General features: G+C 63.7%; 12 protein-coding genes and 1 pseudogene. 7 read left to right on the top strand and 6 right to left on the bottom strand.

What is annotated here, in order from left to right; genetic code table 11:
- Positions 1–260: pseudogene (locus VMR03_RS01705) on the bottom strand (penicillin-binding protein); the annotation flags it as partial.
- A gap of 175 nt (positions 261–435) precedes the next feature.
- Positions 436–1,866 (bottom strand): N-acetylmuramoyl-L-alanine amidase, encoded by a 1,431-nt coding sequence (locus tag VMR03_RS01700; protein WP_325401647.1) that lies wholly within the window; start codon positions 1,864–1,866, stop codon positions 436–438.
- 835 nt (positions 1,867–2,701) lie between these two features.
- Here VMR03_RS01700 and VMR03_RS01695 point away from each other — a divergent pair.
- Positions 2,702–5,362, top strand: a complete 2,661-nt coding sequence (locus VMR03_RS01695; RefSeq protein WP_325401645.1) for a ribonuclease E/G — start codon at positions 2,702–2,704, stop codon at positions 5,360–5,362.
- Between the two features lie 92 nt (positions 5,363–5,454).
- Here the strand turns inward: VMR03_RS01695 and VMR03_RS01690 are convergent, their stop codons facing one another.
- Both VMR03_RS01690 and VMR03_RS01685 read right to left on the bottom strand, forming a co-directional pair.
- Positions 5,455–6,621, bottom strand: a complete 1,167-nt coding sequence (locus tag VMR03_RS01690) for a pyridoxal phosphate-dependent aminotransferase (protein WP_325401643.1) — start codon at positions 6,619–6,621, stop codon at positions 5,455–5,457.
- 9 nt (positions 6,622–6,630) lie between these two features.
- Positions 6,631–7,998, bottom strand: coding sequence for a gamma-glutamyltransferase (locus tag VMR03_RS01685; protein ID WP_325401641.1), 1,368 nt, complete (start codon positions 7,996–7,998; stop codon positions 6,631–6,633).
- Here VMR03_RS01685 and VMR03_RS01680 point away from each other — a divergent pair.
- The 3 genes from VMR03_RS01680 to VMR03_RS01670 all read left to right on the top strand — a co-directional run bounded on the left by VMR03_RS01680 (position 7,997) and on the right by VMR03_RS01670 (position 10,683).
- Positions 7,997–8,269 (top strand): hypothetical protein, encoded by a 273-nt coding sequence (locus VMR03_RS01680; protein WP_325401639.1) that lies wholly within the window; start codon positions 7,997–7,999, stop codon positions 8,267–8,269. The two genes, VMR03_RS01685 and VMR03_RS01680, sit on opposite strands and share 2 nt — an antisense overlap.
- 174 nt (positions 8,270–8,443) lie before the next feature.
- On the top strand, positions 8,444–9,901 hold the full coding sequence (locus tag VMR03_RS01675) for a M48 family metalloprotease (protein WP_325401637.1): 1,458 nt from the start codon (positions 8,444–8,446) through the stop codon (positions 9,899–9,901).
- A 2-nt stretch (positions 9,902–9,903) separates the two neighbouring features.
- The gene (locus VMR03_RS01670; RefSeq protein ID WP_325401635.1) at positions 9,904–10,683 is read left to right on the top strand and encodes a DsbA family protein; all 780 of its coding nucleotides are present in this window, start codon (positions 9,904–9,906) and stop codon (positions 10,681–10,683) included.
- Position 10,684: 1 nt separating this feature from the next.
- Here the strand turns inward: VMR03_RS01670 and VMR03_RS01665 are convergent, their stop codons facing one another.
- Both VMR03_RS01665 and thiS read right to left on the bottom strand, forming a co-directional pair.
- On the bottom strand, positions 10,685–11,482 hold the full coding sequence (locus VMR03_RS01665) for a thiazole synthase (protein ID WP_325401649.1): 798 nt from the start codon (positions 11,480–11,482) through the stop codon (positions 10,685–10,687).
- 40 nt (positions 11,483–11,522) lie between these two features.
- Positions 11,523–11,723 carry a sulfur carrier protein ThiS gene (gene thiS / locus VMR03_RS01660; RefSeq protein ID WP_325401633.1) on the bottom strand — a complete coding sequence of 67 codons (201 nt, stop codon included), beginning with the start codon at positions 11,721–11,723 and terminating at the stop codon, positions 11,523–11,525.
- Between the two features lie 281 nt (positions 11,724–12,004).
- Here thiS and aroQ point away from each other — a divergent pair, with 281 nt between their 5' ends.
- The 3 genes from aroQ to accC form a co-directional block, all read left to right on the top strand.
- Entirely contained in the window at positions 12,005–12,469 is a 465-nt protein-coding gene (aroQ, locus tag VMR03_RS01655) for a type II 3-dehydroquinate dehydratase (RefSeq protein ID WP_325401631.1), read from the top strand.
- A gap of 76 nt (positions 12,470–12,545) precedes the next feature.
- Positions 12,546–12,992 (top strand): acetyl-CoA carboxylase biotin carboxyl carrier protein, encoded by a 447-nt coding sequence (gene accB / locus VMR03_RS01650; protein WP_325401629.1) that lies wholly within the window; start codon positions 12,546–12,548, stop codon positions 12,990–12,992.
- A gap of 7 nt (positions 12,993–12,999) precedes the next feature.
- The coding region (gene accC, locus VMR03_RS01645; protein ID WP_325401627.1) for an acetyl-CoA carboxylase biotin carboxylase subunit at positions 13,000–14,204 on the top strand (1,205 nt) is incomplete at its 3' end.

Genomic DNA, 14,204 nt, shown 5'->3' with positions numbered 1-14,204 from the left:
TCCGCCGCCAGGAAAGCCTGGATCAACCGCTTCGGGATGGCGTTGATCGGCACGTAGAGACGCCGCTCGCGCGCATATTCGGCAATCAGTTCGCCGTCGCCCGCATGAACGCGGGTCATCACCGGCGGCTCGTAATTGGCGAGCTTCGAATAATCGGGAAGCTCGATGTTCATCTGCCAGAGCATGTAGCCGCCCGCGAGCAGCCCACCCGCCACGACGACCAGGAAGACGGCGGAGATGACCGTGAGAACTCTCAACATCGGGCTCAAATGCCCCATCCTTCTCGTTGGCGTGTCGCAGGCGCGGCCTAGTTAGCGGCGACGTTCCGATCCTGCGCGACATTTAGCATGGTCTCATTCCGGGAAACTACCCGCCAATGATTAAGGGTATGGTTAACGGCCCGTTTCGGATAGTCCATCCGCCGCCCGCAGAGCTCTAATTGGGGCCCTCGGCCAGCCGATCCCCGAAATAGCGGTCCACGGCCCGCACGAAGGAACTTGCTACGGTAGTTCGCCACTTCGACGAAGTCAGGCGCTTTTCCTCCGTGCTGTTGGTAAGGAAACCGAGTTCAACCAGAACGGAGGGGACATCCGGTGCCTTCAGGACGACGAAGCCGGCAAACCGATGCGTGGGCTCGAGCAGCGTCGTCGCCTGCCCTGCATAATCGACGACCGATTTGGCGAACCTCACCGAATAATTCTTCGTCTCGCGTTGCGCGAGGTCGATCAGAATGCCGGTGACTTCCGGCGACTCGCCCTCGAAATCGATACCGGCAATCGCATCGGACAGGTTTTCCTTCCGGGCGAGTTCGGCTGCCTCCTTGTCCGACGCGGTTTCGGAGAGGGTGTAGACAGACATACCGCGCACATCGGGCTTGGCGATCGAATCCGCATGGACGGAAATGAAGAGATCGGCCTTGTAGCGCCGCGCGATCTGCACACGCTCGCGCAAGGGAATGAAGATGTCCTTGTCGCGCGTCATGTGAACTTCATATCGCCCGGTGGCCTTCAGACGCTTCGCAAGCTCCTTGCCGAAAGCAAGCACGACATCTTTCTCGACAACGCCGCTCTTGCCATGCGTGCCCGGATCGACCCCACCATGTCCTGGGTCGATGACGACGACACGCCGGCGATCGTGCCGGGCTGCCGGGCTGATCGGAACGACGGCCGGCGCGACGGCCTTCGGGGTTTCGGCAGCCACCGCCGCCTTGTCCGAATAAGGCAGCCCCACCGATTTGACGAAACTCGCGCGGTCCGTGGCCGCGAGGTCGATGACCACTCGCCGGCCGAAGCCGCCTTGCGGCTCGAGAATGAAATTGCGCGCGACGGAGACCGGGCCTGTTGTGTCGATCACCACGCGGAAGGTGTTGTCCTGGAATTCGCCGTAGCGATAGTCGGCGATGACGCCGCGGCCCTTCTCGCCCGCATTCTCCGGCAGGATCGACGGCAGATCGGGAAAGTCGATGACGACCCGGTAGGGATCGGCCAGCGTGAAGACGTGATACTTCACCGCGCTCGATCCGCTGAGTTCGACCACGAAACGCGTCTCCGCGCCGCGGTCGCCGATACGGATATTCGACACCACCGCCCCGGTCGATCCGGCCGCAGGCGGCACCGTGCCCGTCGTCGGCGTCTGTGGTGTGGCGCTGCTGTCGGGCGAGGCCGAGACTGACGATGGAAGCGAGGCTTCGTCGATCGATCCCGTCTCCTCCTCTGCCGGACGTGGCACAGGTACGGAACGCGGCGAACTGAGGGGGATCGTGCCGAGAATTCCTTTTTCAGCCTTGGCAGGCGTCGTGCCTAAACCTCCACACACACAGGTGAGCGCCAAGATCAGGGCGAGCCCGAGGCCGAACGCCCTCGGCATTCCACTACCCGCCGACCGCCCGCAAACGGCCTCCTGCCCTTTATTTTGCATAACCCACCGAATTCCGCCCGAACGCGGTTTCCTTTCCGCGCGGGCACTTCTGCTGGTCGCGGAGCCCGGCGATGAATCAGCCGGGCAGACCTAATCTATTCTGGCGAGAATAGTTTATAAACCATTAGCCAGTCGGAAAACTTCATGATTTGTCAACGACTAGCATGGTTAATGGGCTCGCTGGCCTACTCTGCCTCCTCCCGCCAAGCCATCGCTTGCCAAATCAGGACCGCGCAAAGTACAAGACAGAGGCTAGCCGGTTTGGCTTTCCCTTCGGGTACCCGGTATGTTTTTTACCGGTTCCCCTGGTCCGATGAGCCGGAAGACTAAGGCGGACCCCGGCCCCCGCGATAGGCGGTGCGGCATTCTCAGGTTCGTCCTCTTTCGGTTCCCTGGCTGAATACGACGCCAGACCGCCCGAGCGAGTTCGACGCTCGTCCCGCCGCTCGTTTCCTTTGGATCGGGACGGTCAAGACGATTTCCGCCCGCCCCCGGCGCAACGCGGGGGCACCGAAGGTTGAGATGCACGACGCAATCACGCAGATGAAGGACGCAGAGGCCGCGAGGGTTCGCTCGACACGCGAATTTTCGGCTCTGGCTCCGTCTGCGCTGTCCGTGCTCGCCGCCTCCCCATCACTGATCCGATCCGGCCCTCTCGCCGCGCCCATTTTCAATGTGGTAGCGGCCGGCCGGATTCACACAATCGGCGCCCGCCCGCGCCCGCTCGGCCGCATGAATTTGCGCCTTGTCCTGCGTGGCGGCTGGCGCCCCGGAGATATTCTCAATGGCCAACAAGATGCTTATCGACGCGACCCACCCCGAGGAAACTCGGGTCGTGGTCGTGGCCGGCAACAAGGTTGAAGAGTTCGATTTCGAGTCCGAGGCAAGAAAGCAACTTCGCGGAAATATCTATCTCGCGAAGATCACGCGCGTAGAGCCGTCGCTGCAGGCGGCCTTCGTTGAATATGGCGGCAACCGCCACGGCTTCCTCGCCTTCAGCGAAATTCATCCCGATTATTACCAAATCCCGGTCGCGGACCGCGAAGCGCTGCTGAAGCAGCAGGCCGCCGCTGCGCGCCGCGAGGCCGAGGAAGAAGATCGCGACGAGGCGGATGCCGCCCCGGCGCAAACGGGTGAGGCGGCCGAAGCCGCGCCGGAGACTGGCTCCGATACGGAGACGCATGCCTCCGACGACGGCCATGGCGAAGCCAGGCCCGAGGCGGCGCATGACGAAGAGCATGCGCATGCCGATGATATGCCAGTCGCGCGCGGCGAGACGGAAACCGTTCACTCCGACGACACGATCGAGTCGGTCGGCGCCGGCGACGTTCTCGAAGAGGCGCACGAAGAGGCGCAGCCGCGCAAGCAGCGCCATAACTTCCGCAACTACAAGATCCAGGAAGTCGTCAAGCGTCGCCAGATCATGCTGGTACAGGTCGTCAAGGAAGAGCGTGGCAACAAGGGGGCCGCGCTCACGACGTTCCTCTCGCTCGCCGGCCGTTATTGCGTGCTGATGCCCAACACGGCCCGTGGCGGCGGCATTTCGCGCAAGATCACGCAGGCCGCCGACCGCAAGAAGCTGAAGTCGATCGCCGAGTCGCTCGACGTGCCGGAAGGCATGGGGCTCATCGTCCGCACGGCGGGCGCCAAGCGCACCAAGGCCGAAATCAAGCGCGACTACGAATATCTGCTGCGCATGTGGGAAAGCGTGCGCGAGCTGACGCTGAAATCGACGGCGCCCGCCCTCGTCTACGAGGAAGGCAGCCTGATCAAGCGGTCGATCCGCGACCTCTACGACAAGGACATCGATACCGTCTTCGTCGAGGGCGACGAAGGCTACAAGGAAGCCAAGAACTTCATGCGCATGCTCATGCCGAGCCATGCGAAGAATGTTCAGCAATACAAGGACAAGCTGCCGCTCTTCCAGAAGTTCGGCGTCGAGCAGCAGCTCGACTCGATGTTCAATCCGACCGTCACATTAAAGTCGGGTGGCTACATCGTCATCAATCCGACGGAAGCCCTCGTCTCGGTCGACGTCAACTCGGGCCGCTCGACGAAAGAGCGCAACATCGAGCAGACGGCGCTTCGCACAAACCTCGAAGCGGCGGAAGAAATCGCCCGCCAGATGCGTCTGCGCGACCTTGCCGGCCTCGTCGTCATCGACTTCATCGACATGGACGAGAACCGCAACAATCGTGCGGTCGAGCGCAAGCTGAAAGATTGCCTGAAATTCGATCGCGCCCGCATCCAGGTCGGCCGTATCAGCCATTTCGGCTTGATGGAGATGTCGCGCCAGCGCATGCGCTCCGGCGTGCTCGAAGGTTCGACCGTCCAGTGCCAGCATTGCCTCGGCACCGGCCTCGTTCGCTCCGTTGAATCGATGGCGCTGCATGTGCTGCGCGGCGTCGAGGCCGAAGCGGCCAAGGGTCGTGGCGCCGCCTTCACGGTCAAGGTGCCGGTTGAAGTCGCGGTCTATATCCTCAACCAGAAGCGCGCGAGCCTTCTCGACGTCGAGGAACGTTACGGCACCTCGGTCTATGTCGAGGCCGATCCGACGCTGAAGGGCTCGGAGCATCGCGTCGAGACGGCGGAAGCCCGCGCGCTGACGCGGACCCGTCCGGCTCTCGGCGCCATCAACATCGAGACGGCCTACACCGACGAGCCGGAGCCCGTCGTCGAAGAAGCGGACATCGAAGAGGACGAGGAAGACGAGGCCGAAGGGGCGTCGCAACCTCGCGAAATCCGCGAAGCCCGTGGTGGCGATGACGAGGAAGAAGGACCGCGCCGCAAGCGTCGCCGCCGCAGGCGCCGTGGCGGTCGTCGCGAGGACGGACAGGAGCCCGTTGCCGGCAGCGAGAGCACCCCGGGCGAAGCCCGTATTGAGTCCGCCGAAACGCAGGATGGCGACGAAGGCGATGACGAGGATGACGGCGAGGAAGGTGCCGAAGGCGCAGCCTCCGAAGCCGGAGACGGTCAGGACCGCCCGCGCAAGCGTCGACGCCGTGGCCGCCGTGGCGGTCGCCGCAATCGCGGTCGCGAGGAAGGCGGCAGCGAAGCCGGTTCCGAAGGCGGAACACAGCCCGTCATCGGCGAAGCCCATGTGGAATCCGAAGCGCCGATCCTGCTTTCCTATTCGCGCGACGAAATCGTTCGCGACGAAGCGGAGCATGTCGTCGCCGAGGAAACCGAAGCTCGGACCGATACCGACGAGCTCCTGATGGCCGAAGCCGCCTCGATTGTAGAAACGCCCGCCGAGATCGCGCATGCCGTAGACGCCGCGCCGGTGACCGACGAGGAAGACGAATCCCTCGTCGGGACGCAGGCCGCCATGGAAACACCGGCTCCGGCGCCCGAACCTGAGCCCGTGACACAAACGGAAGCCCCGCAGCCGGCGAAGCCGGAAGGTCCTGCCCGCCGCGGCTGGTGGCAGCGCCGTTCCGGCTGATTTTCGGCTGTTGAAAACGACCAGGGCGCGATCTTCGGATCGCGCCCTTTTTATTTTCGATGCTCCTCGCGAATATCGAAACGCCGCTTGCCCTACCCCAACCAGTCTTTCAACCGGACAACAGCCTCTTTCATGTCCGCCGTCGCTCCGGCGAAAGACAGGCGGATGGTATGCCGCCCGCGCTCCGGATCGAAATCGAGACCGGGTGTCGCGGCAACACCCGCCTCGTGCAGCATGCGATGACAGAACTCCGCGCTGTCATTCGTCAGCTTGCGGACATCCGCATAGAGATAGAAGGCGCCATCAGCCGGCGCGAAACTGTCGAAACCGGCTTTCGGCAATTCATCGAGCAGAAGCCTTCTGTTCGCCGCATAGCGCGCGACATTGGCGTCGAGTTCTTCCGTCGCGTCGAAGGCCGCGGTGCCCGCCGCCTGCGCCACCGACGACGGCGCGATGAAGAGGTTCTGCGCCAGGCGCTCCAGCGGACGCACGAGCCGTTCCGGCACGACGAGCCAGCCGAGCCGCCAACCGGTCATGCAGTAATATTTCGAGAAGCTGTTGACGACGATCGTCTCCGAAGACGACGTCAGCGCCGTCGCCGTCTCCGCGCCGAAAACGATGCCATGATAAATCTCGTCGGAGACGAACCAGCGCCCCTGCGCCTGACATGACGTCGCCAGCGCGGCGAGCGCGGCCGGCGTCAACATCGTGCCGGTCGGATTGGCCGGACTCGCTTCCAGCACACCGGCAATGCGTCCGAGCCGGCTTTCGGCCTCGTCGATCAATTCCGGCGTCAACGACCAACGCGTCTCCGGCCCGACCGGAATGCCGACAGGCGTGAGACCCAACGCCATCAGAATGTTCCGATAGGCTGGATAGCCCGGTTCCGCGATTGCCACGCGCGCGCCGGCATCGAAGCATGCGAGAAAGGCGAGGATGAAACCGCCCGACGATCCAGCCGTCACCGCCACCCGTTCCGGCGCTATGTCGAGATCGTGCCGTTCGCCATAGTGCCGTGCAATGCGTTGTCGCAGCGAGAGAAGACCGAGCGCGTCCGTATAGCCGAGACGGTCTGCATCGAGCGCCCTCGCGGCGGCCTCGCGCACCAGACGCGGCGCCTGTGTCGAAGGTTGCCCGACTTCGAGGTGCATGACACGCCTGCCGCCCGCGCTTTCCAGCGCGGTGGCGTCCCGCATCACGTCCATCGCAATGAAGGGCGCGACGCCGCTACGTCTCGAAATTGCCGGCCCGTCAGCCATGAGGACCGATCAGGAGCCCGATCCGACGGCGCCGAAGCCCACGCCGTCGCTCCTCGGGCTGATGCCGAGCGAGCATGCGCCAGCGGGAAGACCTGACGGACAGACAATGGCTGCAGCTGGCGAACGCGCATCGGCCGGTGTCGACTGCAACGCCGATAGTCCGGCATCGCCATTGGCAAGCATCGCCTGCGCCGCATGCTCGATCGACGCGGCGCCCTTCGGCGCACCGCCACCCGCACCCGCGAAGTAGAGATTCTTCGAGTTCGGATTGACGATCATGACCGGCGCGAGAAAAGCCGAGGCGAGTCCCTTTGGCGACTGCGGCGACGAGGCGAAGACGACACCCGTACCCTCCGCCGCGCGGCCGGAGCCGAACGCACCGTTCATCGTCACCGCGCAGGCAACAGCGCCGCCCTTGCCGTCGACGACCGCGAAGGCGGTCGTCCCAAAATCCTCGTCGAGCGCCACCGTCGAGGCGCCCAGCGAGCGGGCCGTCTTATCGGCGGCGTCCGTCAGCGCGTCGCCGGAACTGCCCTGAATACCGCTCCAGAGTGCGCCGGCGAAAGCGCCCGCGCCGAGATTGCGTGCCGGCAGGGCAACGAAGGCGTTGCCCGAAGCAATCTGCTGCGCCGGCGCAATGTCGGGACGGTAGTTGCCGAGATCGGCTTCCGACAAAGCGCCCCCCTTGGAGCGCGCCTCGGTAATCAGCAGTCGCGCCGTTTCGCCGGAATAGAAACCGCTGACGCCGCGGCTGCGGATATGGGCAAGTGTCGTTGCAAGGCTGACTTGCGAGAAGTTGTCGAGTTCGCGATAGGCCCGCGCACCTTCGGCCGTGAAGAGTTTCTGCAGATCGGGTGAATTCACGAGCGCGAGCCCGCCATCGGCAAGCTGCCGACCCGTCGCGCGCGACACCGGAAAGCCAACAGCCGCAAGGCGTTCGGCCGGCGACAGAAGTTCCGCCCAGGACCTCGAGCCATATTTAGCCTGCAAAAGCGCGAAGCCGCGCACATTGCCAGGAACGGCGAAGGGGCCGCCCTCGACGGGACGGCGCGCCAGGAAGGAGATGCTTTCGACCGTGGATTTGTCGCCTGCCCGCGCAAGACAGACGCCGCCGCCGCCGAGCCCCGCCGCCGCCGGATAGGTCACGGAGAGCGCGAAATAGAGCGCCGTCGCCGCGTCGGCGGCGTTGCCGCCCCCTTCCAGAATGTTACGCGCCGCGAGTGCCGCCGTCGGCTCGTCGGCGACGATGGCGCCGGCGAAGGAAGAATCGGAGGTATCGAGCGCCATCTTCTTGCCGGCAATGTCGTCGCGCTCGGATTTCCGCTCGACGCCGCCGTTGGTGACCGTCGCGCCGAGAGGTGCGTCCGAACGTCCCATGCCCGGCATCATCGAACAGCCGGCCAATGAGCCGGTTATCAGTGAGCCGGCCAGCACCGCTTGTCCGAGAAATGGAAGCGTCCGGCCCATCTTCGATCGGCGTCCGTTGGACGGCGTCCTGCTCAACCAGTTCTGGCGCACGCTTGTCTCCCCGTTTGGCCGCTTCCGGCCTGTTCACAATTTGGCCTTATTCCCGGCTTTTCTTGCTGTCGAAAGCGCGGGAACCGGCATAACAGATGCGTTTAAAGAAGATAGTCCGGTGCTCGATTGACGGGCCTTGATACTCACCCCTACCGTTTAGTCGCCCGGCCAGGGGGTTTCAACGGGATTTGTATGGCGAAACCTTAAAAGGGGGACACCCGAAGCTCATGGCCGGACATGCGCATCGCCCGGGAATGAATTTCGGCTTATCTTCGAGACGGCTCAGTTGATGGAAACTCCACGGATGTTGATCAGATACGCGACTAAAGCGGCCGGCACGGCCTGCCTGTCGGCGCTGCTCGCCTTCTCGGGAATAACGGCCGCCTGGGCCGACGGTATTTCGCTTGTCCGGGACGCCGAGACGGAAAACATGGTGCGCGAATATGCGACGCCGATCTGGCGCGCGGCCGGTCTCGCGCCCTCTTCGGTCCGTGTCTACCTCGTGCAGGATCCGAGCATCAACGCATTCGTAGCGGTCGGCCAGCGGCTCTTCCTCAACACCGGCCTTATCACGCAGGTCGACACGCCCCTTGAGCTGAGCGGCGTTATTGCACACGAGACGGGCCATATGGCCGGCGGCCATCTGATCCGCGGTCAGGAGGCCATGAGCAAGATGAGCATGCCGATGATCGCCTCGATGATCCTCGGCGTCGGCGCCATGGCGGCCGGCGCGGGCGACGCGGGCATGGCGGTCATCGCAGGCGGCGCCACGGTGGCCCAGCGGTCGATCCTTGCTTATAGCCGTCAACAGGAAGCCAGCGCCGATCAGGCGGGCGCAAGCTACCTTCAGAAAGCCGGCCTTTCGGGCAAGGGCATGCTCGACCTTTTCGCGAAATTTCGCGATCAGGAAGCCCTTTCGAGTACGCAGCAGGATCCCTTCATCCGCAGCCATCCGATTTCCGAGGACCGTCTCTCGGCTCTGGAGGAGCGCGTCGAGGCTTCTCCCTTCTACAACAAGGAGGACTCGCCGCAGCGCGTTCACGAGTTGAAGATGATCCAGGCCAAGCTGAACGGCTTCGTCGACGATCCCGACGTGACCTTCCGCCGCTATCCGCAGTCGGACCAGAGCGACTATGCGCGTTATGCCCGCGCCATCGCCTTTCACAAGAATGGCGACATCGACAAATCGCAGTCGGAGATCGACCTGCTGCTTCAGAAGGATGGCAACAATCCCTACCTCTGGGAGCTCAAGGGTCAGGTCTTTTTCGAGGCCGGCCGCGTCGTCGATTCCATCGCACCCTATCGCAAGGCTCTGTCGCTGAAGTCCGACGAACCGCAACTCGAACTCGAACTCGCTCAGGCGCTGCTCGCGGTCGATCCCTCCGACATCGGCAAGCAGGGCCTTGCGATTAAAAGCGCGCCATCGACTGTCTCCGCCGCGCCGAAGACGCCGCAAACACGGACCGCAACCGCGCAACTCGAAATCGCACCCACAGAGGCTCAGATCACCAGGGAAGCCCTCGGCTATCTCCAGAGCTCGGTCAAGCGTGACCCGGAAAATCCGACGACCTTCTTCCAGCTCGCGATCGCCTACGGCCGGATGAACAATATCGGCATGGCGGAACTCTCGACCGCCGAATATTACGAGTCGATCGGCAACATGCGCGATGCGCGCGGACACGCAGGCGTCGCACAGAAACATCTGAAGCAGGGCTCGCCTGAATGGTTGCGGGCTCAGGACATCATGCAGGAAGAGGGTTGAGTATGCGTCGTTCCGGTTTCATGGCCCTCGTTCTGTTGTCGGGTGCGCTCACCTTCCCGGCGCTTCACTCCGCGACAGCCGGTACGCCCACCGCGCAGTCCGGCTTCAGCGACAGCGAGGAGCGCCGGATCGAGACGATCGTCCGCGAATATCTCCTGAAGCACCCCGAGGTCATCGTCGAGGCCATGCAGGAACTCGACAAGAAGCAGGCGTCCGCGGACAAGCTGCGCCAGGACAAGGCGATCGCCGCAAATCGCGCCGCAATCTACGACGATGCCGACAGCTTCGTCGCGGGCAACCCCAAGGGCGACGTCACCATCGTCGAATTCTTCGATTACCAATGCGGCTATTGCAAGCACAGCTTCGAGCCGCTGATGGACACGGTGAAGAATGACGGCAACATCCGGCTCATTCTGAAGGAATTTCCGATCCTCAGTCCGGAATCCGCCACCGCTTCCCGCGCCGCCATCGCTTCGATGCGGCAGGGCAAATATCTCGAATTCCACAAGGCGCTCTTTCACCACAAGGGTGCGCTCACCGACGACGAGATCATGCGGGTCGCTTCGTCCGTCGGCCTCGACACGGCGCTGCTGAAGCGCGACATGGCTGATCCGAAAATCGGGGCGATCCTCAAGCGGAATTACGAACTCGCCGACGCGCTCGGCGTCAAGGGCACGCCCGGATTCATCGTCGGCGGCAAGCTCATTCCGGGCGCGCTCGAAAAGGACGAGTTCGCCGCGGTCGTCAAGGAGGCGCGCGAAACCTGCGGCGCGAACTGCTGATCTAGATAAGCCCCGCCAACGGCGACGAAGGATCCGCATACTTCCTTTTCGTCATCCGTCCCGCGAGATAGGCGAGACGTCCAGCCTCGACGGCGAGCTTCATCGCCTTCGCCATGCGGATCGGGTCTTTCGCTTCGGCGATTGCGGTGTTCATCAACACGCCGTCACAGCCGAGCTCCATCGCAATGGCGGCATCCGACGCCGTACCGACGCCCGCGTCGACCAGCACCGGCACCTTCGATTGTTCGATGATGAGCCGGATATTGATCGGGTTCTGGATGCCGAGGCCTGAACCGATAGGCGCCGCCAGCGGCATGATCGCGCAGCAGCCGAGCTCCTCGAGCCTCTTCGCCATGAGCGGATCGTCGGTGCAGTAGACCATCACCTCGAAACCGTCCTTGAGCAGCGCCTCGGCGGCACGCAGCGTCTCGATCATGTCGGGATAAAGCGTCTTCTGATCGCCCAGTACCTCGAGCTTCACGAGGTTCCAGCCGCCCGCCTCGCGCGCGAGCCGGAGCGTGCGCACCGCGTCCTCGGCCGTGTAGCAGCCTGCCGTGTTCGGCAGATACATCACCTTCTTCGGATCGATGTAATCGACCAGCATCGGCTCTTTCGGGTTCGTCACATTGACCCGGCGCACCGCGACGGTGACGATTTCGGCGCCCGCCGCGTCAACGGCAGCGGCGTTCTGGGCGAGGTCCTTGTATTTGCCCGTGCCCACGATCAGCCGAGAGCGATAGACGCGTCCGGCGATGGTGAAACTGTCCTCGCCCGCGCCTTGTGTCGGCACCGTGCCGATCTTCGCCGTTTCCGCCACTGACTTCTCCTTCGCGCGGGCCTTAGCCACCGCCGACAAAATGAACGATCTCCAGCCGGTCGCCCTGTCCGAGCTGTGTTTCCCCATAGACCGAGCGCGGCACGATTTCGAGGTTGCGCTCGATAGCGACCTTGCGCGGATCGAGGCCGAACCGCTCGATCAGCGCCAGCACCGTCAGGGGCGCGTCGATCTCGTGTATATCGCCATTGACGGTCAACTGCATACCGGGCTCGTCAGGTCCGAGGGTGTTTGGGGTGCCGCAGGGGCATCCCGGCCTCGTCTGGCGCCCCTCGTCTGGCCGGATAATGGGTGAGGGGTTCGCCCAATTCAAGCGCGCCGCGAATAGGGTTAAAGCCTTTCGTCCCTTGAGGGACTTGCGTATAACTGGACCGCCTCGAATCGGGGATCGGGGCGCGGGGGACGGTATGCCGGACACAATCCCGCCCTTTTCCCACACATAATCCCGCCACACATGATCCAGAACGCCGGGACCCGGGACGACAGATGGCCAAACGGGCTACAAAATCCGCCGCCAAGCCGATCTATGTGCTGAACGGCCCCAATCTCAACCTGCTGGGACAGCGGGAGCCGGAGATTTACGGCCGCGCGTCCCTCGCCGACATAGAGAAGCTCGTCGCCGCCCGCGCCAGGGCGCTCGGTGCCTCCGTCCTCTGCCTCCAGAGCAATCACGAAGGCGAACTCGTCACCTGGATTCAGGAAGCGCGGACGATGGCGGCCGGCGTCGTCATCAACGCCGGCGCCTATTCGCATACCTCGATCGCGATCCACGATGCGCTGGCGATGCTCGATATCCCCGTCGTCGAGGTTCACATCTCGAATATCTACAAGCGCGAAAGCTTCCGGCATCACTCCGTGATCTCCTCCGTCGCGAAGGGCCTCATCTGCGGCCTCGGTGTGAAGGGATATGAGCTTGCCCTCGAGGCGATCCTCGCCGACATTTCAAAATAGGATTCCGACATTGGCCACACCACGCCAGCCGGCACCCAAAGCACCAGCCAAAGCACAAGAAAGTAACGCAAGCGAGATGAGCAAAGCAGGCGTCGATCAGGAATTGATCCGGCAGTTGGCCGCTCTCCTGAAGGAGACCGACCTCAGCGAAATCGAAATCGAGACCGGCTCGTTGAAGCTGCGTGTCGCCCGGCAGGTGAACCAGGTGACGGTTCCCGTCGCCGCGCCGGTCGCCGTTGCGGCGGCACCCGCTGCCGCTCCGGTAGCGGCGCCCACCGATGCCTCGCATCCGGGCGCCCTGACCTCGCCCATGGTCGGCACGGCCTATCTCGCCGCCGAGCCGGGCGCGGCTCCCTTCGTCACCGTCGGCTCGAAGGTCAGCGCCGGACAGACCGTCCTCATCATCGAGGCAATGAAGACCATGAACCACATTCCGGCGCAGCGCGCGGGAACGGTGACCAAGATTCTCGTCGACGATGGCCAGCCGGTCGAGTTCGGCGAGCCGCTCGTCATCATCGAATAGGCCGGACGTGTTCGAAAAAGTCCTCATCGCGAACCGCGGCGAGATCGCGCTCCGCATCCATCGTGCCTGCCGCGAAATGGGCATCAGAACGGTCGCCGTCCACTCGACCGCCGATGCCGACGCCATGCATGTGCGTCTCGCCAATGAAAGCGTCTGCATCGGCCCGGCGCCGGCGAGCGAGAGCTATCTGAATATCCCTGCGATCATTTCGGCCTGCGAGATCACCGGCGCCGACGCGGTCCATCCGGGTTACGGCTTTCTCTCCGAGAACGCCCGCTTCGCCGACATTCTCGCTGCCCATGGCATCACCTTCATCGGTCCGAGCGGCGATCACATCCGCCTGATGGGCGACAAAATTCAGGCGAAGGTCACGGCGAAGTCGCTCGGCATTCCCTGCGTTCCGGGTTCCGACGGCGCCATCACCTCCGACGAGCAGGCCTACAAGGTCGCCGACGAAACGGGCTATCCCGTGCTCGTGAAGGCGGCCGCCGGCGGCGGCGGGCGCGGCATGAAGGTCGCCCGCTCGCGCGACGAGCTTTCGGGCGCACTCTCCACCGCGCGCGCCGAGGCGAAAGCCGCTTTCGGCGACGACGCGCTGTACATGGAAAAATACCTCGGCCAGCCGCGCCACATCGAGATGCAGATCATCGCCGATGCGCATGGCAACGTCGCCCATCTGGGCGAGCGCGACTGCTCGCTGCAACGCCGCCACCAGAAGGTGCTGGAGGAATGTCCCTCCCCCGCTCTCAACGCCGAACAGCGCCAGAAGATTGGCGACATTGTCCGCAACGCCATCGGCAAACTCGGCTATCTCGGCGTCGGCACGATCGAATTTCTCTATGAGAACGGCGAGTTCTATTTCATCGAAATGAACACGCGCCTTCAGGTCGAACATCCGATCACCGAAGCCGTTACCGGCATCGACATCGTGCGCGAACAGATTCGCATCGCTGCCGGTCTCGAAATGAGCTTCACCCAGGACGACGTGACGTTCTCCGGGCACGCCATCGAATGCCGCATCAACGCCGAGGATGCGAGGACCTTCACGCCCTCGCCCGGCACGATCAAGGGCTTCCATACGCCCGGCGGTCTCGGTGTGCGCGTCGACTCGGCGGCCTATTCCGGCTATCGCATTCCGCCCTATTACGACAGCCTCATCGGCAAGCTGATCGTCCATGGCCGCAATCGCAACGAATGCCTGATGCGCCTGCG

The organism is Parvibaculum sp., assembly GCF_035511255.1.
GTDB lineage: Bacteria > Pseudomonadota > Alphaproteobacteria > Parvibaculales > Parvibaculaceae > Parvibaculum.
Note: the sequence above shows the minus strand (reverse complement) of the source record. Positions and strands in the feature narration are given on the sequence as shown.